Source organism: Sphingomonas sp. SORGH_AS_0950, assembly GCF_030818415.1.
Classification (GTDB): domain Bacteria; phylum Pseudomonadota; class Alphaproteobacteria; order Sphingomonadales; family Sphingomonadaceae; genus Sphingomonas.
The window spans coordinates 981,757-1,002,558 of record NZ_JAUTAE010000001.1; the positions used below are offsets into that span (position 1 = coordinate 981,757).

The following is a 20,802-nucleotide window of genomic DNA, read 5'->3' on the forward strand; positions in this document are numbered from 1 at the left end:
AGGAAGCCATGACCCGCGATAGGAGGGCCCCGGCCCCGTTGCCCGAACTGCGCGCCGATGTCGCCCGCTTCCTCGGCTATTACAACCGCCTGCCCGGCCCGCCGCAGCATGAACTGGGACCCGAGGGGGCGCGACAGATGATGCGCGCGGCGCGCGACCTGACCGATCCGCCGGTCGGGCCGCTCGGCACCGATCGCGCCTTCACGATAGACGGACCGGCAGGTCCGATCCCGGCGCGGCGGTTCGATCCGCGCGAGGAGCGCGCGCCCGGCCCGGTCGTGCTGTTCTGCCATGGCGGCGGCTTCGTCATCGGCGACATTTATACCCATGCCTCGCTGGCGGCCGCGATGGCGCGGCGGCTCGACCTGCCGGTCGTGTCGGTCGATTACCGCCTCGCCCCCGAACATCCCTGGCCCGCCGCGCCCGAGGATTGCGAGGCCGCCGCGCGCTGGCTGGCGGGACAGCCGGGTACGACCGGGTTGATCGTCACCGGCGACAGCGCGGGCGGGACGCTCGCCACCGTCACCGCCATGGCGCTGCGCGACCGGCCCGCCGCCGTGCCGGTGATCGCGCAGGGGCTGCTCTACCCCGCGACCGACATGGGCCGCGCGCATCCGTCCTTGCGCGATTTCGCCGAGGGGCATTTCCTGACGCGCGCGATGCTGGACTGGTTCGTCGCCTGCTATGCCGCCGATCTGGGCGATGTCCGCGCCGCCCCGATGCGCGGCGACCTGACCGCCATGCCGCCCGCCGTCATCGTCACCGCCGAGTGCGATCCGATCCGCGATCAGGGCCGCGCCTATGCCGCCGCACTGGCGCGCGCGGGCGTGCCGGTCACCTTCCGCGAGGCGCGGGGCACGATCCACGGCTTTGCGACGCTCCGCAAGGCGATCCCCTCCGGCGTTGCCGACCTGACCGGATTTCTGCTTGCGTTGCGCGCACTGATCGCCGAGGCGATGGGGCATAGCGAAATGGGACAACAGCCATGACCGACCTTCCCTATCGCCCCTGCGCGGGCGTCATCCTGATGAACCGCGATGGCCGGGTCTTTGTCGGCCAGCGGATCGATTCGACGCTGGAGGCGTGGCAGCTGCCGCAGGGCGGGATCGATCCGGGCGAGGATGCCGATGCGGCGGGACTTCGCGAGTTGTTCGAGGAAACCGGCGTCACCGCCGACAAGGTCGAATTGATCGCCAGGGCCCCCCGCGAGCTGACCTATGACCTGCCCGAGGACATGATCGGCAAGGTGTGGAAGGGCAAGTGGCGCGGCCAGCGGCAGATCTGGTTCCTCTATCGCTTTCTGGGCGAGGATAGCGACATCCGCATCGACACCGAGCATCCCGAATTCCGCGCCTGGCGCTGGGCCGAGCCGGAGACGCTGCCCGCGATGATCGTGCCGTTCAAGAAGGCGCTGTACGAGGAACTGCTGGTCGTCTTCGCGGCGCATTTCACCGCAGGGCACGGGGCCCGCGCCGTTTCCGCGGAACCGCCAAAGGCGTAAGGCACGAACCATGAAGACCCGGCTGTTGCTGATCCCCATGGCGCTCGGCCTGCTGGCCAATGCCGAGCCGAACGATCCCGACCCCGCGCTGATCCCGCCGCCGATCCGTGCCATGCTGGAGGCCGCGATCGCCAGCGGGAACGAGACCGAGATCACCACGGTCGTCAAATATGCCCGCAACGCCGTGCCCGAGGCCGCCGACGCGATCGATGCGATGGCCGATGTGTGGCGCGACGAAAAGACCGCCAGCCGCAGCCGGACGCTGCGCGAGGCGACCTTTTTCGACCTGTGGCATGGCCGCGTCGAACTGGGCGGCTTCGCGACGACGGGCAACAGCCAGAATCTGGGGCTGACCGGCGTACTCGACCTGACGCGCGAGGGGCTGCAATGGCGGCACAAGCTGCACGTCCAGGGCGATTATCAGGAGAGCTTCAACGTCACCAGCCGCGAACATTATGTCGCGTCCTACGAACCCAATTACAAACTCAGCGCCAACAATTACGTTTACGGCGCGGCGCAATATGAAGGCGACCGTTTCCTCGGCTATTTCAACCGCTTCTCGGCTTCGGCGGGTGCGGGTTACAGCGCGATCCGGAAACCCCGCATGACGCTGGACGTCGAACTGGGCCCGGCGTTCCGGCATACCGAGTTCACCGACGGTCGGATCGAAAGCGCGCTGGCGGCGCGCGGCAATCTGAACTTCGTCTGGAAACTGACCCCGGCCATGTCGCTGACCCAGAGCGCCTCGGCCTATCTCCAGAAGTTCAACAGCACGATCGGCACCAATTCGGCGCTCAACGCCAAGGTGTTCGGGCCGCTCTCCGCGCAGATTTCGTATAATGTCCAGTATGAAAGCCAGCCGCCGGCGGGCCGCCAGACGACCGACACGATCACTCGCGCCTCGGTGGTGTACAGCTTCTGACGCGGCGGGGGGTTCACCTGCCCCCATGGCATGGCATAGTCTCGCGCGATGGAGAGACTGACACCCATCGAACGCGACGCCGTGGCATCCGCCGCCGCCTATCCGATGCTGCCGCTGGTCGAGCAATGGGCCGCGATCAACAGCGGCACGCGCAACCTGCCCGGACTGGCGATCATGGCCGATCGGCTGGCGGAGCGATTCGGCACCCTGCCCGGCACGCTGACCCTGGTCGATCCCGACCGGGTCGAGCGGGTCGGCGCGGACGGGCGGCTCGCCCCCCTCGACCATGGCCGCCACCTGCATCTCTCGGTCCGTCGCCACGCACCGGTGCAGATGCTGTTCACCGGTCATATGGACACCGTCTATCCGGCCGATCACCCCTTTCAGGTGGTGACGCGGCTCGACGCCAACCGCATCGGCGGGCCCGGCGTCGCCGACATGAAGGGCGGGCTGGCGGTCCTGCTCGCCGCGCTCCAGGCGGTGGAGGCGAGCCCGCTGGCCGAACGGTTCGGCTATGACGTCCTCATCAACTCCGACGAAGAGACCGGCTCCGCATCGTCGGCGGCGCTGATCGCGCGGGTCGCGGCGGGCAAGGTCGCCGCGCTGACCTATGAACCCGCGCTGCCCGACGGGACGCTGGCGGGGGCGCGCGGCGGCACCGGCAACTTCACCATCGTCGTGCGCGGGCGCAGCGCCCATGCGGGCCGTAATCCCGAGGAAGGGCGCAACGCCATCGTCGCCGCCGCACGGATCACGCTGGAACTGGCGCAGTTGGGCTCGGACGACATCACCGTCAATCCGGCGCGGATCGATGGCGGCGGGCCGAACAATGTCGTCCCCGACCTCGCCATGCTCCACGTCAATTTCCGCCCCCGCGCGCTCGCCGCGATCGAGCGGACCGGCCCCGCGATGCAGGCCATTGCCGAGCGGATCGCCGCCGAGCATGACGTGGGCGTGGCGGTGCATGGCAGCTTCAACCGTCCGCCCAAACCCATTGACGACGGTGCGGCCCGGCTGTTCGAGACGGTGCGCGCGGCGGGCGGCGATCTGGGCCTGACCATCGGCTGGCGCGACACGGGCGGGGTGTGCGACGGCAACAACATCGCCGCGGCCGGGGTGCCGGTGGTCGACACCATGGGCGTGCGCGGCGGCGCGATCCACTCGGCAGAGGAATATATGCTGATCGACAGCCTGGCCGAACGCGCGGGCTTGTCGGCGCTGACCATCCTGCGCATCATCGGTGCCGCATGAGCAGCTTCTGCATCCGCCCCGCGGTCGATAGCGACCTTCGCCATTTGTATGAAATGGCCAAGCTGACCGGCGGCGGCTTCACCAACCTGCCCCCCGACCGCCGTGCGCTGACCGCGAAGCTCGCGCGCAGCCATGAGGCCTTTGCGGATGACGGCGACGGCAAGGTCAAGGACGAGCTGTTCGTCCTGATGCTGGAGGACCGCGCGACCGGCGAGGTGCGCGGTACCTGCCAGATCTTCACCCATGTCGGGCAGAAGCATCCCTTCTACAGCTATCGCATCGGCACGCTGACCCAGCATAGCCGCGAGTTGGAGCGCACCTTCCGCGCCGAGATGCTGTCGCTGACCACGGATCTGGAGGGCGCGAGCGAGGTCGGCGGGCTGTTCCTGCATCCCGGCGAGCGCGCGGGCGGGCTGGGCCTGCTGCTCGCGCGCAGTCGCTACCTGTTCATGCGCGCCAACCGGGCGCGCTTCGCCGACCGGGTGCTGGCCGAACTGCGCGGAGTGATCGACGAAGCGGGGGGATCGCCCTTCTGGGACGGGCTGGCGGGGCGCTTCTTCGGGATGAATTTCCAGGAGGCCGACCAGTTCAACGCGATCCACGGCCACCAGTTCATCGCCGACCTGATGCCCAAGCATCCCATCTATACCGCGATGCTGACCGACACCGCGCGCGCCGCGATCGGCCTGCCCCACCCCTCGGGCCGCGCCGCGATGCGGATGCTGGAGAATGAGGGCTTCGCCTTCGAACATTATATCGACATCTTCGACGGCGGCCCGACCATGACCGCGCGGACCGACCAAGTGCGCACCATCCGCGACGCGCGCGAGAGCCGGGTGGTCGCGATCGACGCGCATCCGGGGCGCGAGGCGCTGGTGGCGGCGGGACGGCTGACCGATTTCCGCTGCGCGCTGGCGGAGGTCCGCGACGGGGACGGCGGGATCATCCTGTCCGAACAGGCCGCCAACACGCTCGACCTGGCGGTCGGCGACACCGTCCTGCATATCGATCGGTGAGCGTCATGCTGAGAGAGATCAACTTCGACGGCATCATCGGGCCGAGCCACAATTATGCGGGGCTCAGCCATGGCAATCTCGCCGCGACCCGCAATGCGGGCAAGACCTCACACCCCCGCGCCGCCGCGCTTCAGGGGATCGCCAAGATGCGCGCGAATCTCGACCTGGGACTGGTGCAGGGCATCCTCCTGCCGCATCCCCGGCCCGATCATGGCTGGCTCGGGCGGTTGGCCACCGACTATGACGCCGCTTCGCCCGTCCTGAAGGCGCAGGCGCTGTCCGCCTCGGCGATGTGGGCGGCCAATGCGGCAACCGTCTCGCCCGCGCCCGACACGCGCGACGGACGATGCCACCTGACCGTCGCCAACCTGCTGACCATGCCGCATCGCAGCCACGAATGGCCCGCGACGCTGGCACAGCTCAAGCTGATCTTCGCCGATCCCGCCTTCGTGGTCCATTCGCCGGTCCCCGCCCCGTTCGGCGACGAGGGCGCGGCCAACCATATGCGGCTGTGCAGCGGCCACGATCATCCCGGTGTCGAGATCTTCGTCTATGGCGAGAGCGGCGGCCCCTTCCCGGCACGCCAGCACCGTCAGGCGTGCGAGGCCGTGGCACGCGCGCATCGCCTGTCGCCCGACCGGGTGCTGTTCGCGCGCCAGTCGGATGCCGCCATCGCGGCGGGCGCCTTCCACAACGATGTCGTCGCGGTCGCCAATGAGCGCGTGCTGTTCGCGCATGAACAGGCCTTTGCCGATCGGGAGAGCCTCCACGCCGACCTGCGCACCTTGATGCCCGATGTCGAGATCGTCGAGGTGCCCGCCGCGCGGGTCAGCCTGGAGGATGCCATCACCTCCTATCTGTTCAACGCGCAGCTCGTCACGCCGCCGGACGGCCAGCCCACGCTGATCCTGCCGCAGGAGGCGCGCGACAATGTCGCCGTCTGGTCCTGGCTTCAGGAGCATGTCGCGGGCAATGGCCCGATCCGGCGGCTGGAGGTGGTGAACGTCCGCGAATCGATGGCCAATGGCGGCGGCCCCGCCTGTCTGCGGCTGCGCGTCGTCGCCGACCCGGCCACCATCGACCCGCGCTTCCTGGTGGATCATGCCGCGCTCGACCGGATCGCCGCCGTCGTCGAGGCGCATTGGCCCGAGGCGATCGATCCGACCGGGATCGCCGATCCCCGCCTGGTCGCACAGGTCGAGGGAGCCCGGCGCGCACTGCTGGAATCGCTCGACTGTCTCATATTGGCCGCCGGTTGAGGCTTGGCGCGGGGCCTGAGCGGTGGTGTAAAGCGCCGCATGTGGTCCCGCCTGGTCGCCCTGTTCACCATCAAGACGAAGTTCGAGGCGTTTCTCGTCATCTATGGGCTCGGCCTGGGCGCGGTCGAGCGCGGGATGCATTATCTGACCGCTTATCCGGGACTTCCTGGCAAGATCCTGTTCGCCGCCTGCCCCATTGCGGTGTTCATGGCGGGTGCGCGGATTCTCGACTCGCTGGAGCGGGACTATCGCGATTGACAGGATAAGTTGGTCGCGCGGTTCGCTGGCGACATTATCTGACAATCCGATGATTGGCCTAACCCACCTTCAGCGCCTCGAAGCCGAGAGCATCCACATCCTGCGCGAAGTCGTTGCCGAGACCGAAAGGCCGGTGATGCTCTATTCGGTCGGCAAGGATTCGGCCGTGATGCTCCATCTGGCCAAGAAGGCGTTCTTCCCGGCGCGCCCGCCCTTCCCGCTGCTCCATGTCGACACGACCTGGAAGTTCCAGGCGATGTACGAACTGCGCAACCGTGCCGCCGAGGCGGCGGGTATGGAGCTGATCGTCCACCGCAATCCGGAGGCCGAGGCGCTGGGGATCAACCCCTTCGACCATGGCAGCCGCCACACCGACATGTGGAAGACCGAGGGGTTGAAGCAGGCGCTGACCGCGGGCGGCTATGACGCGGCGTTCGGCGGCGCGCGGCGCGACGAGGAAAAGAGCCGCGCCAAGGAGCGCGTCTTCTCCTTCCGCTCGGCCGCGCATGGCTGGGACCCCAAGGCGCAGCGGCCCGAGCTGTGGAATCTCTATAACAGCCGCATCCACAAGGGGGAGAGCATCCGCGTCTTCCCGCTGTCCAACTGGACCGAACTCGATATCTGGCAGTATATCCTTCAGGAAGGCATCGAGATCGTGCCACTCTATTTCGCCGCCCTCCGCCCGACGGTGGAGCGCGACGGGATGCTGCTGATGGTCGATGACGACCGTTTCCGCCTGCGGCCCGGCGAGGTGCCGGTCGAACGCTCGATCCGCTTCCGCACGCTGGGCTGCTATCCGCTGACCGGCGCGGTCGAGAGCGAGGCGGCGACGCTGTCCGAGGTCATCCAGGAAATGCTGCTGACCACCACCTCGGAGCGTCAGGGGCGCGCGATCGACCATGATCAGGCCGCCAGCATGGAGAAGAAGAAGCGCGAGGGGTATTTCTGAGATGACCGCCTATCAACCCGATGCGCTGATCGCCGCCGATATCGACGCCTATCTCGCCACCCATGCCGCCAAGTCGATGCTGCGCTTCATCACCTGCGGCTCGGTCGATGACGGCAAGTCGACGCTGATCGGTCGGCTGCTCTATGATTCCAAGACCATCTTCGAGGATCAGCTGAGCCAGCTGGAGGCGGACAGCCGCCGGGTCGGCACGCAAGGGGCCAATATCGACTTCGCACTGCTGGTCGACGGCCTCGCCGCCGAGCGCGAGCAGGGCATCACCATCGACGTCGCCTATCGCTTCTTCGCGACGGAGAAGCGCAAGTTCATCGTCGCCGACACGCCCGGTCACGAGCAATATACCCGCAACATGGTGACCGGCGCGTCGACCGCCGACCTGGCGGTGATCCTGATCGACGCGCGCAAAGGCGTGCTGACCCAGACGCGGCGGCACAGCTATCTGGCGCATCTGGTCGGCATCAAGGAGATCGTGCTGGCAGTCAACAAGATGGATCTGGTCGGCAACGACCAGTCGGTCTTCGACGCCATCGTCGCCGATTATGCCGCCTTCGCGCGCGGCATCGGGATCGAGCGCTTCACCGCCATCCCGCTGTCGGGACTGACCGGCGCGAACGTCACCACGCTTTCGCCCGACATGCCCTGGTATGACGGTCCGGCGCTGCTGCCGCATCTGGAGACGGTGGCGATCGACGGCGACCGCGCGGTCGCGGCGTCGTTCCGGATGCCGGTGCAGTGGGTCAACCGGCCCGATCTCGACTTTCGCGGCTTTGCCGGGCTGATCGCCAGCGGCCGGGTGTCGGTCGGCGACCGGGTGCGCATCGCGCCGTCGGGCCGGACGACCAGCATCGCGCGGATCGTCACTTATGACGGCGACCGGGATCAGGCGATCGCGGGCGAGGCCGTGACCCTGGTGCTGGCCGAGGAAGTCGACTGCTCGCGCGGCGACGTGATCGCGGCGGCCGAGGACCCGCCCGAGATCGCCGACCAGTTCGTCGCCACCATCGTCTGGATGGCCGATGCGCCGCTGGTGCCGGGGCGCAGCTATTCGCTCAAGCTCGGCACGCAGCTGGTCGGCGCGACCGTCCAGCCGCCGCGTCATGTGGTGGACGTAAACAGCCAGGAGGAACGCCCCGCCGATACGCTGGCGCTCAACGATATCGGCCTGGCGGAAGTCTATGCCGACCGCCCGATCGTGTTCGAGCCCTATCAAAAGGGCAGCGCGCTGGGCGGTTTCATCCTGATCGACCGCGCGACCAATGCGACGGTCGCGGCGGGGATGATCGACCATGCGCTGCGCCGCGCGCAGAACGTCCACTGGCAGTCGACCGTCATCACCCGCGAGGCGCATGCCCGGCAAAAGGGACAGTCGCCGCGCGTGCTGTGGTTCACCGGCCTGTCGGGGTCGGGCAAGTCGACCATCGCCAATCTGGTCGAGCAGAAGCTGCACGCCATGGGCCGCCACAGCTTCCTGCTGGACGGCGACAATATCCGCCACGGACTGAACCGCGACCTGGACTTCTCCGAAGCCGGGCGGGTCGAGAATATCCGCCGCGTGGGCGAGGTCGCCAGGCTGATGGCCGATGCGGGCCTGATCGTGCTGACCGCCTTCATCTCGCCCTTCAAGGCCGAGCGCGACATGGTCCGCGCGCTGTTGCCCGAAGGAGAGTTTGTCGAGATCTTCGTCGACACGCCGCTGGCCGTCGCCGAGGAGCGCGACGTGAAGGGCCTTTATGCCAAGGCGCGCGCGGGCGAGATCGCCGAGTTCACCGGCATCTCCAGCCCCTATGAAGCGCCCGAACGGCCGGAGATCCGCGTCGACACGACGAAGGAGACGGCGGAACAGGCCGCCTCGCGGATCGTGGAGCATGTGCTGGGCGTCTGGAGCTACGACCTGTGACCGATGCCGAACTCGCACGGGCCATCGCCGTCGAGGCGGGGGCGCTGCTCCGCGACTTGCAGGTTAGTGGCGGGCTGGAAGGCGCGGCGCTGGGTGCCAGGGGGGATCGTGACGCCAACACGCTGATCCTAGACCGGCTGCGCGCCGCACGGCCCGACGACTTCATCCTGTCCGAAGAGTCGCTCGACGACCGTGCGCGATGCGCGGCCAGCCGGGTGTGGATCGTCGACCCGCTCGACGGCACGCGCGAATATGCCGAGGGGTCGGACGAATGGGCGGTGCATATCGGCCTCGCCATCGACGGTCGCCCGGCGCTCGGCGCGGTGGCCGTCCCGGCGCGGGGGCAGGTGTTCGCGACCGACGACCTTCCCCCGGTCCATCCCCCCTGCCCGGCGGGCCTGCGCGTCGTCGTCAGCCGCAGCCGCGCGCCCGACATCGCGCGCTGCGTCGGCGACCGGCTGGGTGCGACGCTGATCCCGATGGGGTCGGCGGGGGCCAAGGCGATGGCGGTGGTCGAGGGGCGCGCGGACGTCTATCTGCATGACGGCGGCCAATATGAATGGGACAATTGCGCCCCCGCCGCCGTTGCCCTGGCCGCCGGGCTGCATGCCTCGCGCATCGATGGCAGTCCGCTCGTCTATAATTGCGCGAATCCCCTGCTGCCCGATCTGCTGATCTGTCGGCGCGAGGTCGCCGCGCAGGTGCTGGACGCGATCGCGCGCGAATAGCGCGCGGATAGCGCGCGACCGGACCCACCCATCCCGTCCCGGCAGGCGACCGCGACTGTTACAGGTAACCTTGTAACGTCACATCGGCTGGTCCATGGGGAATATATGCCGCCTGCCCCCCTTGCCCCCTCCGTTTCGCGGTCCGCCCGATGACGTTCATTCCCCTGGCCTTCGGTCTTGCGGCGATGGGGGCGACGCTGGCGGGCGGATTGCTGGCGTTGCGTCTCCAGCATCGGATCGGGCTGGTCCTGGGCGTGACCGCCGGGATCGTGCTGGGCGTCGCGCTGTTCGACCTGATTCCCGAGGCGCTGGGGCTCGCCGAGGGGCGATGGCCGGTGCGCGGGCTGATGCTGTTCTCGGCCGCCGGGCTGGGGGGCTATATGCTGCTCGACCGGCTATTGGCGGGCATCCCGCGCGCCGCCGAATCCTGGCGCGGGCATCTGGGCCCCGCCATGCTCTGCCTGCACAGCCTGATGGACGGGCTGGGCATCGGGCTGGCGTTTCAGATCGATACGGCGGCGGGATGGATGATCGCGCTGGCCGTGCTGACCCATGACGTGGCGGACGGCGTGAACACCGTCAGCCTGAGCCTCGCCGCCCGCTCCGAAGCGGCGGCGCGGCGCTGGTTGCTGGTCAACGGGCTGGCACCGATGCTGGGCGTGGTGCTGGGGCTGGCCATCGCGATCCCGAGCGGGATGCTCGCGCCGCTGATGGCGCTGTTCGCCGGGGCCTTCCTGTATATCGGCGCGTGCGAGCTGGTGCCGCGCAGCCGGGCGCTCGATCCCCGGCTCTGGACCAGCATGGCGACGCTGGCGGGCATGGCCCTGATGCTGGGCGTCACGCATTTCGCCCATTGAGGCGGGACCGCCGCCGGATCGCGAGGAGCCGGCGGCGATACCCCAAATGTCAGGCGAGCTGAGCCGCTTCCGCCGCCGCGTTCGCACCGCCTTCGGCCAGGCCGGTCAGCTTCTCGTCGGTCGCCTTTTCCTCGGCCAGCGTCTCGTCCAGGATCGCCGCGCAGTCGCTGCGCCCCAGCTGCCGCGCCCAGGCGACCAACGTGCCGTAACGGGCGATCTCGTAATGCTCGACCGCCTGCGCCGCCGCGATCAGGGCCGCGTCCAGCACCTGCTTGTCGGCGACCTCGCCCGCGACCTCATTGGCCTCCTTGATGATGCCGTCGATCGCCGGGCAGGTCACCGCCTTGGCGGTCGTCCCGTGCATCTCGAACACCTGTTCCAGCCGCCGGATCTGCCCCTCGGTCTCGCGCAGATGCTGCTCGAAGCCCGCCTTCAGCTGCGGGTCGGTCGCCTTCTCGATCATCTTGGGCAGCGCCTTCGTGATCTGATGCTCGGCATAGTAGATATCCTGCAACTGGTGAACGAACAGATCGTCCAGCGTCGCGATGTCCTTGCTGAATAGGCCCATGGTCCGTCTCCTTCGTGATGGTCAGCGGTCGGCCGAGCCGGGCTCGGCGATCTTGCGATGGGCTTCGGCCAGCACCGATTGCGGGACGACGCCTGCGGCGGCGACCTGCGCCTTGTTCAGCAGCCCGGCGGTGATGTGCCCCCGGCCCGCCTTCATCGCATCCCAGCCGGTGCGCGCAACCTGGGCGGGATCATCCTTGTCCATGGCCCCGACGCGGGTGTCGAGCATGTCGGCCCGCGCGAAGAATTTGGTGTCGGTCGGTCCGGGCATCAGCGTGGTCAGCGTGACGCCCTTCTGCTCCTTCAGTTCGTTGCGCAGCGCCTCGGTGAAATTGTCGATGAACGCCTTGGTCGCATTGTAGATCGCGTTGAACGGGCCGGGGATGAAGCCGACGATCGACCCGGTGACCAGCACCTTGCCCTCGCCATGCCGGACCATGCCGGTCAGCACCCGCTGGAGCAGATGGACGGTGCCGGTGACGTTGGTGTCGATCGATCGCCGCCAGTCCTCCACCGGCTGGTCGAGGAACGCGCCCCCCTTGCTGTTGCCCGCATTGGCGCACAGCACGTCGATCCGCCGCCCGTCCGCCGCCGCCAGCAGCGTGTCGACGCCCTCCAGCGTGGACAGGTCGGCCTCCACCGCCTGTACCTTGGTGCCGAGTGCGGCCAGATCGGCGGCGGCGGTGTGGATCGCCGGTTCGTCCGCGACGATCAGCAGGTCATAGGCGTCGCGCGCCGCGCATGCCGCCAGATGATAGCCGATGCCCGAAGAGGCGCCGGTCACGATTGCGAATGTCTCTGCCATGTCGGACCTCCTTATTGACCGGGCTTCAGCACGATCTTGGTCACTTCGTTCTGCTTGTCGTGGAACATGCGATACCCCTCGGGCGCCTGTTCCAGCGGAAGCCGGTGCGAGATCAGGAAGGTCGTATCGATCTTCCCCTCCATGATCGCGTCGAGCAGGCCGGGCAGGTAATGCTGGACATGCGTCTGCCCGGTCTTGAGCGTCAGTCCCTTCTGCATCACGGCACCCAGCGGGAATTTGTCGACAAAGCCGCCATAGACGGCAGGCATCGACACCCGGCCGCCCTTGCGCACCGCCAGGATCGCCTGGCGGATGGCGTGGATGCGGTCGGTGCCCAGGAAGGTCGATGCCTTGATCTGGTCGATGGCATTGTCGACGAACAGGCCGTGCGCCTCCAGCCCGACCGAGTCGATCACCGCATCGGGGCCGATGCCGCCGGTCATCACCATCAGCGCGTCATAGGTCGCGCTTTCCTCGAAATTGATCGTCTCGGCGCCGAACTGGCGGGCGAGTTCCAGCCGGTGCGGGAAATGGTCGATCGCGATGACCCGCTCCGCGCCCATCAGGAACGCCGACTGGACCGCGAAGAGGCCGACCGGGCCGCAGCCCCAGACCGCGACCGTGTCGCCCGGCTCGATCTGGGCGTTCTCGGCGGCCATCCAGCCGGTGGGCAGGATGTCCGACAGGAACAGCACCTTCTCATCGTCCACCCCGTCGGGGATGACGATGGGGCCGGTATCGCTGAACGGCACGCGGACATATTCCGCCTGCCCGCCCGCATAGCCGCCGGTCATGTGGCTATAGCCGAACAGCCCGGCCATCGGATGGCCATAGATTTCGCGGGCAATGTCCTGATTGTCGGCGGGCAGCCCGTTCTCGCACCCCGAATATTGATGCTTGCCGCAATGATAGCAGGCGCCACAGGCGATGGTGAACGGCACCACCACCTTCTGCCCCTTTTTCAGCGTCGAGGCGGAGCCGGTCTCGACCACCTCGCCCATGAACTCATGGCCCAATATGTCGCCCGACTTCATGGTCGGGATATAGCCGTCATAGAGGTGCAGGTCCGATCCGCAGATGGCGGTCGCCGTCACCCTGATGATCGCGTCGCGCGGGTTGACGATGCCGGGGTCGTCGACATTGTCGATGCGGACGTCATGCTTGCCGTGCCAGGTCAGCGCCTTCATGCACCCTGCTCCTCGAACTGCTTGGGGTTCATCGCGTTGGTCGCGACCTCGCCGGTTTCCATCAGCTGCTTGAAGCGCGCGAGGTCGCGGCGGAGCTGGATATTGGGTTCGCGCTGGAACAGCTTGGCGACCAGCTTGCCGATCACCCCGGCGGGCGGGTCATAGAGGATCGTCGCGGTCACGACGGTGCCGCGCGCGCCCGCGTCGCGGAAGGTGATGCGTCCCGAATTGGCGATATCGGCCCCCTCGGCGGAGGCCCAGGCGATCAGCCGGCCCTCCTCTTCCTCGGTCACGATCGCATCCCATTCGACGGTCGTCCCGCCGGGCGCCTTGACCACCCAGTGCGAGCGCGTGGCATCGATCCTGTCGATCCGTTCGACATTCTCCATCACGCTCGCCAGATTGGGAAAGTCGCGCCACCAGGCGAACAGCTCGCCCGCCGGGCGGTTGATCGTGGTCGCGCACGCAGTCAGGCTGTCGCCGCGATCCGCGATCGCCTCATGGGTCGCGATCCAGACCGCGGCGTCCGTGTCCTTCGCCGTCGAAAGCGGCGCGTCGTCATAGGGTCTGTCGGCGCTATCCGGCATAAGCCTCTCCTCGTTCCGAGCCCGGACAGCGTCGGGTGAGGCGGCTTGTTCCGTGATTTATATCGGTTTTACAGTATCTTGATAAGCATCAATCACCCATGTGGGTGATTGATGCGTTTCCGCGACCGATGGTGGGCGGCTCAGTCGGCCATGACCCGGATCTGTGCCCGCCCGACCTTGCGCGCCAGCTGACGGGGATCGGGGATGGTCATCGACCGCGACGACCAGATCAGGTCGCCCGCGCGCCGGGCCGCCTGGAGCATCCGGTTGACGTGCACCGCGGTCAGCCCCAGCGCATCGGCCAGGGTTTCCTGCGTGATCGGCAGCTCGAAGCTGCGGCCATGGCTCAGGTCGCTCAGCGCCAGCCGTTCGTGCAGCTCCAGCATCAGGTCGCCGATCCGCTCCATCGCGTTCATCCGCCCCAGCCGCGCGATCTGCGCCAGCAGATACGCCTCGTCGAGCGCATGTCCCACCGCATAGGCCTGGTCCAGCGCGGGCGAGACGCCCCAGTCGGGCGGCACGCAGCTCGTCACCTCGGTCAGCGAGATGACCGTGGTCGGCGCGACCGCACGGGCGTGATGATAGAGGCCGACCACATCGCCCGGCAGGACGAAGTTGAGGAACTGCCGCCGCCCGTCGAGCAGGATGCGCACCCGCGCGGCCCAGCCGGACAGGATCAGGTGCGGCGTCACGATGTCGCGCCCCTCGACCAGCAATTCGCGGCGCGGCCGGAAGACGGTCGAACGGCCCATCGCCTCCATCAGCGCGGCGACGGCGGCCTGGTCGAGCGTCGCCAGCCGCGACAGACGCTGGAGCGCGGGCGGCGAACTGCCGAGCGGTCGGCTGAGACTCAGGCTCATGGGATATTTCCCCATGGCGAACGGGCCGAGGCGGGCATCCGGTCTCGCGATGCGTCGTCGCCCGGCACCCCATATCGATCATAGGAACGGCAGATCTTCATCGCAGGCTATCCTCTTCGGGCCGCCGACCATCGGCCATGCGGCGAGGGCGATGACGCGAACCACGTCACCGGGGAAAAGATCGTGTCGGATCCAACGCGGCGATCGCACCGACCATGTCATCCGTCGTCGGTGCGCCCTCCCGAACTTGCACACCGTGTCGGATGCCGCAGCGGCGATTTCCGTTCACATTGTGTACGAACAACAATCCGCCGGGCTCCATAATTCAAATCAATATCCAGATTATTTCGTGCGTTAGCGCGAAAAACAGGGCGAGCCGAGCTTGCATGCCGCCCATTTGGCATGGTGTTGGCGCGGGATCGGCGCAGGGCGGCGCGGCGGTCGCGACCGCACGGCCGGGACGGCGCGATTTGGGTCATGGCACATTCCCTTTCGGCGCGACGGCCCTATGGTGCGCGCCTTTTCCTCAAGAGGTTCCATCGATGCGTTTCGCCCAACTGACCCGCCAGCCCGACGATCCCTTGTTGCGGATCATCGGCCAGCACGCCGCCGATCCCCGCAGCGACAAGATCGACCTGGGCGTCGGCGTCTTCCGCGACGAGGCGGGGCGGACTCCGGTGATGACCGCGGTCAAGGCGGCGGAGGCGCGGCTGCTGTCCGAACAGTCGACCAAATCCTATCTGGGGCCGGAGGGCGATGTCGGCTTCGTCCGGGCGCTGGGCGAGCTGGTGCTGGGTCAGGTCGTGCCCGCCGACCGCCGGGTCGGGTTGCAGACGCCGGGCGGCACCGGGGCGCTGCGCCTCGCCGCCGAGCTGCTGGCGCGCGCGGGCGTGCCGCGCATCTGGATCGGCAGCCCGAGCTGGGCCAACCATGCCCCGCTGTTCAAGCAGGCGGGGGTCGAGCCCGCCCTGATCCCCTGCTACGACCTGACCAGCCAGCATTTCGACCTGGACGGCTTCCTCGCCGGTCTGGGCGGGGCGGCGCAGGGCGATGCGGTGCTGCTGCACGGCTGTTGCCACAATCCGATCGGGATCGATCCCGATGGGCAGGGCTGGGCCGCGATCGCGCAGCATGTCGCCGACCACGCGCTGCTGCCGGTGGTCGATCTCGCCTATCAGGGGCTGGGCGACGGGTTCGATGTCGACGCGGCGGGCGCGCGCACGATCCTGTCGGCGGTGCCGGAAGCGTTGCTCGCCTATTCCTGCGACAAGAATTTCGGGCTGTATCGCGAGCGGACCGGCGCGCTGTTCGCGCTGTCGCCCGATGCCGATACGGGTGCGGTCGTGCTGTCCAACCTGCTGGCGCTGGCGCGCGCCAACTGGTCGATGCCGCCCGATCACGGTGCGGCGATCGTCCGCATCATCCTGGAGGACGCCGCCCTGACCCGCGAATGGCGCGACGAGCTGGAGACGATGCGCCAGCGGCTGGCCAGCCTGCGCGCCGCCCTGGCGGCGGGCGGGCGGATCGGCGCGATCGATCTGGCGGCGGTCGCCCATGGCAAGGGCATGTTCGCCACCCTGCCCCTCTCCCCCAGCCAGGTCGCCTGGCTGCGCGAGCGGCACGGCATCTACATGGCCGGATCGGGGCGGATCAACATCGCCGGGTTCAGCACCGCCGCGATCGCACGCTTCCACGACGCGCTGCGCGACATGGTCGCGAACGGGGTGGTTTGATCCAGCGGCTCCCGCCGTTCGCTTGGGGCGGCGGGAGGCCCTTGGCCTTCGACTTCGCCCAGGCTGAACGGGGTGTTGTAGCAGGTCCCATCCCCAACCTCCGTTCAGCCTGAGCGAAGTCGAAGGCCACGCCACCCGGCCAGCAAAAAGGGGCGCACCCGAACCACCGGATGCGCCCCTTTTTCAGGAAGCGGGCCGGATCACCCGGCCCGTCGCTTACTTGCCCGAATGGACGAAGCGGTTGACGATATTCTCGATCCGCTCCTGACGGCCCGAACGGGGCTTGGGATCGATCGCCTTCTGCTCGGCGAGATCGGCGATCCCGGCCAGGTCGAGGCTGCCGACCTGCTGGCCGAACTCGCCGGTCCAGCCCGCATAGCGCTCGGCCTTGATCGCATCCAGGCGGCCGTCCTCGATCAGCGCGGCGGCGTTGAGCAGGCCCTTGGCCACCACGTCGATGCCGCCGACATGGCCATGGAACAGGTCGACCGCGTCCATCGACTGGCGGCGCACCTTGGCGTCGAAGTTGAAGCCGCCGGTGGTGAAGCCGCCCGCCCGGATGATCTCGATCATCGCCAGCGTCAGCTCCTCGACCGAGTTGGGGAATTGGTCGGTATCCCAGCCATTCTGGTGGTCGCCGCGATTGGCGTCGATCGAACCGAAGATGCCCAGCGCGCCCGCCGTCGCGATCTCATGCTCGAAGGTATGGCCCGCCAGCGTGGCGTGGTTCGCCTCGATATTGACCTTCACTTGGTTTTCCAGGCCATAGGCCTTCAAGAAGCCGTACACGGTCGCGGTGTCGAAGTCGTACTGGTGCTTGGTCGGCTCGTGCGGCTTCGGCTCGATCAGGATGGTGCCGTTGAAGCCGATCTTGTGCTTGTGCTCGACCACCAGGCTCAGGAATCGGCCCAGATTGTCCAGCTCGCGCTTCATGTCGGTGTTGTGCAGCGTTTCATAGCCTTCGCGACCGCCCCACAGCACATAGTTGGCGCCGCCCAGCCGGTGCGTGGCCTCCAGCGCGTCGCGGACCTGCATCGCGCCGAACGCATAGACTTCCGGATCGGGATTGGTCGCGCCACCGGCGGCGAAGCGCGGATGGCTGAACAGATTGGCGGTGCCCCAGAGGAGCTTGCGGCCCGACGAGGCCTGGAGCTGTTCGAGATGATCCACCGCCTCGGCGAAATAGCGGCGATGCTCGGCGACGCCCTGCGCATCGGCCATCACGTCGACATCGTGGAAACAGTAATAGGGCACGTCCAGCTTCGAGAAGAAGTCGAACGCCACTTCGCGCTTCTGCGCGGCCGCCGCGCTGTCGTTCGCGCCCGCATGCCAGGGGCGGTTGAAGGTGCCGCCGCCGAACACGTCCGAACCCGGCCAGCAGAAGGTGTGCCAGAAGCAGGCGGCGAAGCGCAGATGCTCCTCCATCGTCTTGCCCAGCACGACGCGGTTCTTGTCGTAGAAGCGATAGGCCAGCTCATTGTCGCTGTCCGGGCCTTCGTAACGGATCGTGGGGATGTCGGCGAAGAAATCGGTAGCCATTTAGAAGCTCCTCGGGGTGATACGGGAATAGCTGTCGCGGAAACGCGCGATCTTGGGGGCGAAACGCTCGGCGAGCGCCGCGTCGGGCGCGATGCTGTGGCTGACGGGCGGGGGCGCGCAGACCTCCTCCGGCGAGCCGCCATCGACCGCCAGCTGGGCGAGCCGCGCCGCGCCCAGCGCCGGACCGACCTCGCCGCCCTTCAGATAGACGAGCTCGACGTTCAGCGCAGCGGCCAGCGTCTGGCCCCAATAGGACGAGCGCGCGCCGCCGCCGATGACGGAAAGCTGCGTCAGTTCGGTCCCGGCGTCGCACAGCACCGACAGGCCGTCGGCCAGCGCAAAGGCCACGCCCTCCAGCACCGCCTGCGCCAGCCGCTCCGGCGTGGTGTCGTGGTCGAGGCCCAGGAACGCGCCGCGCACCTCGGCATCGTTATGCGGCGTCCGCTCGCCCGACAGATAGGGCAGGAAGATTTCCGGGCCGCTCGCCGGGCCGACGCTTTCGGCGCGGGCGAACAGCTCGGCCGCCCCCGCCGCGCCGGTCAGCCGCGCGACCCAGTCAATACAGGCCGCCGCCGACAGGTGCACCGACATCTGGTGCCAGAGGTCCGGCAGACAATGGCAAAAGGCATGGACGGCACCGGCCGGATTGGGGCGGAAGTCCTTCGTCGCGGCGAAGATCACCCCTGACGTGCCCAGCGACAGCAGCGCATCGCCGTCCTTGACCACGCCGACGCCGACCGCTCCGGCGGCATTGTCGCCACCGCCGCCCGCGACCGGCACCCGGTCCAGCCCCCAGGCCTCCGCCACCTCGGCGCGCAGGCGGCCGGTCTGCGCCGTCCCCTCGACCGCCTGCGGCATCTGCTCGCGGGTCAGCCCGGTCGCGGCAAGGATGTCGTCGCTCCATTCGCGCGCGGCAACGTCCAGCCACAGCGTGCCCGCCGCATCCGACACGTCGGACGCCTTCTCGCCGGTCATCCGCAGCCGGACATAATCCTTGGGCAGCAGGACGGTCCGGATCTTCGCGAACGTTTCCGGCTCGTGATGCGCGACCCAGAGCAGCTTGGGCGCGGTGAAGCCCGGCATCGCCAGATTGCCCGCGACCCGGTGGAGTTCGGGCGCCTTCGCCTCCAGCTCCGCGCATTCGGCATGGCTGCGCCCGTCATTCCACAGGATGCCCGGACGCAGGACCTGATCGTCTGCGCCCAGCAACGTCGCGCCGTGCATCTGCCCGGCCAGACCGATGCCGCGCACCGATCGGCGCACCGCCGGGTCGATCGCGCGGACCGCCGCCGTCGTCGCCTGCCACCAGGCCTCCGGGTCCTGTTCGGACCAGAGCGGGTGAGGCCGCTGCACGGTCAGCGCGGCGGTCCCCTGCCCCACCACCGCGCCATGTTCGTCCAGCACGACGGCCTTCACGCCCGACGTACCGATATCGATGCCCAGAAACATGGCCCGGTCCTTACTTCACGAACGGATCGATGGTCGGGATCGTGCCGTCCGGGTTGAACCTCAACTCGGTCATCTTGACGTTGCGCAGGTGGTTCTTCCCCGACAGCTGGGTGTCGGCGTAGAACAGCCACCACTTGCCCTTCCACTCGACGATCGAATGATGGGTGGTCCAGCCCTGCACCGGGCTCAGGATATGGCCCTTATAGGTGAAGGGGCCATAGGGGCTGGTCCCGATCGCATAGTTCAGGAAATGCGTGTCGCCGGTCGAATAGGTGTAATAATATTTGCCGTCGCGCTTGAATACCCAGGACGCCTCGAAGAAGCGGCGGTCATGGTCGCCGCCCAGCACCGGCTTGCCCTGTTCGTCGAGGATGACGACGTCGCGCGGGGTCTCCGCAAAGGTCTTCATGTCGGGGTTCAGCTTGGCGATCTTGCCCGAGATGGCGGGCTGGTCGTCCTGCTTCAGGTCGGTGTCGCTGCCGTTCGGATCGTACTTGCCGTCCTTCCAGCGCTGGAGCTGCCCGCCCCAGATGCCGCCGAAATACATGTACGCCGTGCCGTTCGTATCCTGGAAGACGGCGGGGTCCATCGAGAAGCTGCCGGGGATCGCCTCGGGCTCGGCCTTGAAGGGGCCCATCGGGTTCTTCGAGGTGGCGACGCCGATGCGGAACGCGCCCAGGCCGTTCTTGTCCTTGGTCTTATCGCGCGCCGGGAAATAGAGATAATAGGTGCCGTCCTTATAGGCGGCATCGGGCGCCCACATCTGCTGCGAGGCCCAGGGCACGTCCTTCACGTCGAGCGCGACGGGGCCGACGGTGACGGGGCCGCCCGGCTCGTCCATGCGCAGCACGCGATAGTCGCGCATCGCGTACTGGTTGCCGAGATCGTCGTCCTTGGTCTCGGTGGGGATGTCGTGGCTGGGATAGATATACATCTTGCCGTCGCCCCAGACATGGGCGGACGGATCGGCGGTGAAGATGTCGCGGACCAGCGGCTGTGACAGATAATGGCGACCGTCGGGGGCGGTCGGGTTGGTGTCGTTGGACGTCGCGGCGGTTTCCTGCGCCGTGTTCCCGGCGTCGGTCGACGTTCCGCAGGCCGTCGTGCAAAGACCCAGCACGGCCACGCTGGCCAGCATCAAGCGCTTCATCGCTTACCTCTCCCTTTCGCTCCATCTTCGGAGCTTTCGAGTAACGATAGCGCTATCAAGCGGAAGGATGCAAGGTCGGTTCATCGTTTTCCGGTGGCGACCCGACGTGGCCGCCGGCTCCGCTCGGGCGGTCTGGCATTCGGGACCAGGCAACCCGCTCCACCCCGCTTGACAACACCCCGCCCCGCATAGTTGGTAACGATACCCGATACGACGAATGAACAGACCGACACGCCCATGTCGGCGCAATCTCCAGGACAGAGGATGAC

At 67.8% G+C, this 20,802-nt stretch carries 20 protein-coding genes; 12 read left to right on the top strand and 8 right to left on the bottom strand.

Annotated elements, in window-relative coordinates; all coding sequences use genetic code 11:
- The first annotated feature begins 8 nt into the window (after window positions 1–8).
- From QE385_RS04075 to QE385_RS04125, 11 genes are all read left to right on the top strand, one after another.
- Window positions 9–989: an alpha/beta hydrolase gene (locus QE385_RS04075; RefSeq protein ID WP_307099339.1), complete on the top strand. Its 981-nt coding sequence runs from the start codon at window positions 9–11 to the stop codon at window positions 987–989.
- Complete coding sequence (locus tag QE385_RS04080) at window positions 986–1,501, top strand: RNA pyrophosphohydrolase (RefSeq protein WP_307099342.1); 516 nt, start codon at window positions 986–988, stop codon at window positions 1,499–1,501. The genes QE385_RS04075 and QE385_RS04080 overlap by 4 nt, the downstream gene beginning before the upstream one ends.
- A 10-nt stretch (window positions 1,502–1,511) precedes the next feature.
- Window positions 1,512–2,423, top strand: a complete 912-nt coding sequence (locus QE385_RS04085) for a YdiY family protein (protein WP_307099344.1) — start codon at window positions 1,512–1,514, stop codon at window positions 2,421–2,423.
- Window positions 2,424–2,471: 48 nt separating this feature from the next.
- Window positions 2,472–3,674 carry a hydrolase gene (locus tag QE385_RS04090; RefSeq protein ID WP_307099346.1) on the top strand — a complete coding sequence of 401 codons (1,203 nt, stop codon included), beginning with the start codon at window positions 2,472–2,474 and terminating at the stop codon, window positions 3,672–3,674.
- Window positions 3,671–4,690, top strand: coding sequence for an arginine N-succinyltransferase (locus QE385_RS04095; RefSeq protein WP_307099348.1), 1,020 nt, complete (start codon window positions 3,671–3,673; stop codon window positions 4,688–4,690). Before QE385_RS04090 ends, QE385_RS04095 begins: the two co-directional genes overlap by 4 nt.
- A 5-nt stretch (window positions 4,691–4,695) precedes the next feature.
- Entirely contained in the window at window positions 4,696–5,949 is a 1,254-nt protein-coding gene (locus QE385_RS04100) for an N-succinylarginine dihydrolase (protein WP_307099350.1), read from the top strand.
- Between the two features lie 39 nt (window positions 5,950–5,988).
- Window positions 5,989–6,207 carry a hypothetical protein gene (locus tag QE385_RS04105; RefSeq protein ID WP_307099352.1) on the top strand — a complete coding sequence of 73 codons (219 nt, stop codon included), beginning with the start codon at window positions 5,989–5,991 and terminating at the stop codon, window positions 6,205–6,207.
- A 49-nt stretch (window positions 6,208–6,256) separates the two neighbouring features.
- Window positions 6,257–7,156, top strand: a complete 900-nt coding sequence (gene cysD / locus QE385_RS04110) for a sulfate adenylyltransferase subunit CysD (RefSeq protein WP_307099354.1) — start codon at window positions 6,257–6,259, stop codon at window positions 7,154–7,156.
- Between the two features lies 1 nt (window position 7,157).
- Window positions 7,158–9,071 (top strand): sulfate adenylyltransferase subunit CysN, encoded by a 1,914-nt coding sequence (gene cysN / locus QE385_RS04115; RefSeq protein WP_307099356.1) that lies wholly within the window; start codon window positions 7,158–7,160, stop codon window positions 9,069–9,071.
- The gene (locus QE385_RS04120) at window positions 9,068–9,799 is read left to right on the top strand and encodes a 3'(2'),5'-bisphosphate nucleotidase CysQ (RefSeq protein WP_307099358.1); all 732 of its coding nucleotides are present in this window, start codon (window positions 9,068–9,070) and stop codon (window positions 9,797–9,799) included. Before cysN ends, QE385_RS04120 begins: the two co-directional genes overlap by 4 nt.
- 149 nt (window positions 9,800–9,948) lie before the next feature.
- Entirely contained in the window at window positions 9,949–10,656 is a 708-nt protein-coding gene (locus tag QE385_RS04125; RefSeq protein ID WP_307099360.1) for a ZIP family metal transporter, read from the top strand.
- 49 nt (window positions 10,657–10,705) lie between these two features.
- Here the strand turns inward: QE385_RS04125 and QE385_RS04130 are convergent, their stop codons facing one another.
- The 5 genes from QE385_RS04130 to QE385_RS04150 form a co-directional block, all read right to left on the bottom strand.
- Complete coding sequence (locus tag QE385_RS04130; protein WP_307099362.1) at window positions 10,706–11,224, bottom strand: ferritin-like domain-containing protein; 519 nt, start codon at window positions 11,222–11,224, stop codon at window positions 10,706–10,708.
- A gap of 21 nt (window positions 11,225–11,245) precedes the next feature.
- A complete protein-coding gene (locus QE385_RS04135; RefSeq protein ID WP_307099365.1) occupies window positions 11,246–12,028 on the bottom strand; it encodes an SDR family oxidoreductase in 783 nt (260 codons plus the stop codon).
- Window positions 12,029–12,039: 11 nt separating this feature from the next.
- Window positions 12,040–13,215 carry a zinc-dependent alcohol dehydrogenase gene (locus tag QE385_RS04140; protein ID WP_307099367.1) on the bottom strand — a complete coding sequence of 392 codons (1,176 nt, stop codon included), beginning with the start codon at window positions 13,213–13,215 and terminating at the stop codon, window positions 12,040–12,042.
- Window positions 13,212–13,802, bottom strand: coding sequence for an SRPBCC family protein (locus QE385_RS04145; RefSeq protein ID WP_307099369.1), 591 nt, complete (start codon window positions 13,800–13,802; stop codon window positions 13,212–13,214). Before QE385_RS04145 ends, QE385_RS04140 begins: the two co-directional genes overlap by 4 nt.
- 140 nt (window positions 13,803–13,942) lie before the next feature.
- Window positions 13,943–14,662: a Crp/Fnr family transcriptional regulator gene (locus QE385_RS04150; RefSeq protein ID WP_307099371.1), complete on the bottom strand. Its 720-nt coding sequence runs from the start codon at window positions 14,660–14,662 to the stop codon at window positions 13,943–13,945.
- Between the two features lie 542 nt (window positions 14,663–15,204).
- Between QE385_RS04150 and QE385_RS04155 the strand changes: the two genes are divergently transcribed.
- On the top strand, window positions 15,205–16,395 hold the full coding sequence (locus QE385_RS04155; protein WP_307099373.1) for an aromatic amino acid transaminase: 1,191 nt from the start codon (window positions 15,205–15,207) through the stop codon (window positions 16,393–16,395).
- Window positions 16,396–16,611: 216 nt separating this feature from the next.
- Here the strand turns inward: QE385_RS04155 and xylA are convergent, their stop codons facing one another.
- From xylA to QE385_RS04170, 3 genes are read right to left on the bottom strand one after another with little or no spacing between them, the layout of a single operon-like run.
- Window positions 16,612–17,934, bottom strand: a complete 1,323-nt coding sequence (gene xylA / locus QE385_RS04160) for a xylose isomerase (protein WP_307099375.1) — start codon at window positions 17,932–17,934, stop codon at window positions 16,612–16,614.
- Window positions 17,935–19,383 (bottom strand): xylulokinase, encoded by a 1,449-nt coding sequence (gene xylB, locus QE385_RS04165; RefSeq protein WP_307099377.1) that lies wholly within the window; start codon window positions 19,381–19,383, stop codon window positions 17,935–17,937.
- Window positions 19,384–19,393: 10 nt separating this feature from the next.
- On the bottom strand, window positions 19,394–20,533 hold the full coding sequence (locus tag QE385_RS04170) for a glycoside hydrolase family 43 protein (protein ID WP_307099379.1): 1,140 nt from the start codon (window positions 20,531–20,533) through the stop codon (window positions 19,394–19,396).
- Between the last annotated feature and the right edge of the window lie 269 nt (window positions 20,534–20,802).